This window comes from Thermobrachium celere DSM 8682 (assembly GCF_000430995.1).
Classification (GTDB): Bacteria; Bacillota; Clostridia; order Clostridiales; family Caloramatoraceae; genus Thermobrachium; species Thermobrachium celere.
On the sequence record NZ_HF952012.1, the window covers coordinates 1 to 995 of the forward strand.

General features: G+C 52.4%; 1 rRNA gene and 1 other annotated feature (1 of these 2 running past the window's edge). The gene reads left to right on the plus strand.

Annotation, left to right across the window (positions count from 1 at the left end):
* Positions 1-365 (plus strand): 16S ribosomal RNA (locus TCEL_RS00490); the annotation flags it as partial.
* A gap of 222 nt (positions 366-587) precedes the next feature.
* Positions 588-995 (plus strand) — a sequence feature (mutual gap in cmsearch alignment for this rRNA model is longer than 100); it runs 1,591 nt beyond the window's last position.

Consider the following 995-nt stretch of genomic DNA (forward strand, 5'->3'; position numbering starts at 1 on the left):
AAGGTGGGGATGACGTCAAATCATCATGCCCCTTATGCTCTGGGCTACACACGTGCTACAATGGCCGGTACAATGAGTTGCAAACCCGTGAGGGGGAGCTAATCTCAAAAACCGGTCCCAGTTCGGATTGTAGGCTGCAACTCGCCTACATGAAGCCGGAGTTGCTAGTAATCGCGGATCAGCATGCCGCGGTGAATACGTTCCCGGGCCTTGTACACACCGCCCGTCACACCATGAGAGCCGGCAACACCCGAAGCCAGTGGGCTAACCCGCAAGGGAGGCAGCTGTCGAAGGTGGGGCTGGTGATTGGGGTGAAGTCGTAACAAGGTAGCCGTAGGAGAACCTGCGGCTGGATCACCTCCTTTCTAAGGGTTTAATAGCTCTCGCTGTTTAGTTTTGAAGGGCCGAAATCCTGAATGGATTTCGGCGGGCAATTTAGCTAACGAAGTTAGCGTCTAAATTGCCCGGGAGCCGAAAGGCCGAAGTCCCTTCAGATTAAAGACGCATTATGATAAGAAACGTCTTTAAGAATAAGTAAAACAGTTCTTTGAAAACTGCACAGCCAAAGGTAACAAGTTCTTTGTAACGATCAAGCTACAAAGGGCGCATGGTGGATGCCTTGGCACCAGGAGCCGATGAAGGACGTGGTAAGCTGCGAAAAGCTGCGGGTAGCCGCAAACAGGCTGTGATCCGCAGATGTCCGAATGGGGGAACCCGCATGGCTAACGCCATGCATCCTTAGCTGAATCCATAGGCTAAGGAGGGCACACCCGGGGAACTGAAACATCTAAGTACCCGGAGGAAAAGAAAGAATAATCGATTCCCTAAGTAGCGGCGAGCGAAAGGGGAGGAGCCCAAACCAGAGGAAACTCTGGGGTTGCGGACAGGTCAAGAAAGCGAAGGAGTTCTTAGCCGAATAGGTCTGGAAAGGCCAGCCACAGAAGGTAAAAGCCCTGTAGGCGAAAAGGACTTTGAGCGAGACCTGATCCAGAGTA